This window comes from Acinetobacter gyllenbergii (assembly GCF_001682515.1).
Taxonomy (GTDB): domain Bacteria; phylum Pseudomonadota; class Gammaproteobacteria; order Pseudomonadales; family Moraxellaceae; genus Acinetobacter; species Acinetobacter gyllenbergii.
Genome location: NZ_KV575281.1, coordinates 1 through 1,157, shown reverse-complemented (window position 1 = coordinate 1,157; position 1,157 = coordinate 1). Strand labels below are relative to the sequence as shown.

General features: G+C 36.0%; 1 protein-coding gene. It reads right to left on the bottom strand.

All coding sequences use genetic code 11. The annotated features are described in order from the left end of the window. Window positions 1-661, bottom strand: a 661-nt coding sequence (locus tag NG55_RS20395) for an outer membrane beta-barrel protein (protein ID WP_065344266.1), incomplete at its 3' end; no start/stop codon positions are given. Window positions 662-1,157: the final 496 nt, after the last annotated feature.

The window sequence follows — 1,157 nt, the reverse complement described above, 5'->3', positions numbered from 1 at the left end:
GTTCCATGTTAAGATCTTCAGTTAACTCTTGTGGTTGTGGAGCAACTGGAGTTGGTTCAACTGGAGCAACTTCTACAACTGCTGCAGCTGGCTTCAAGTGACCACCAAGAACTACGTTCAAACCAGCAAGTGCTGTATATCTCCAGTATTTCTCATCAAAATCGTACGTACCACGAGCTTCTGTACGAAGAGATAAAGCATCATTTAAGCGCCAGAAAGCACCTAAACCAGCGTTACCAATCGTGTCTTTCTTGTCAGCATAGATACCGTCAAAATCAGTTTTCATCTGACCAGCACCTAACAATACATACGGCTTAATTTTGCTATCGTAGTTTTTCGTGATCAAGTCAGAAGTAGCATAGAAATTACCAGCAACTGTTTGTTGCTTGTATTCAGCATTCGCTACGCCAGTACCATCAAGATCACCCTTCACCTGGTTATATTCAACTTCAAAACCTAACCAAGGTGTTAACTCAACGCCTAATGCAGCACCAACAAATAAATCATCCTGCAACTCTGCATGAGTTGTTAGGTTGTCATTATTATGCTTACTATCCTGCCAGCTATAACCCACTAATAATGGAGTTACTGTTACGCCAGCATTCGCAGCAGCTAATGGAGCAGCAACAAGCATAGCAAGTGCAATACGACTCAATTTCATGGATATCCTCCAAAAAAACAAAAAATTGTTTGTTCTCTAAACGCTTAATAGTTTTTGAATACTGAGAAATAGTCTTATTGTATCTTTTCCCGTTATTCACCTTACGTTAAATCATACAAATACTTGATCAATTTTCCAAGCATTTAATAACATTCAGTCAGCAGCCACCGAAAAAAAACAACCTATTTCCCACCCCCAAAAACTAGAAAATTCTAATTTAACAACATCTAATTCAGGCTGTGAGAGCTTATCACTTTTTAATCAAAATTTTAACAAGCTATCAAAATCTTTTCAATAAAACTAAATAATTCTCACAGTACATCTAAAATTAAGACAAGATTATGCCAGTTTTTAGATTTTATGTTTTAGTTTTACATCAATACTACAAAAACTTTGATATATATAAATTTGATATATATAAAAAAAGCGACTCTGACGAGTCGCTTTTTTTCAGTTCATAAACTCAAATTATTGAGCTTGTTGACCTGGTTGTACA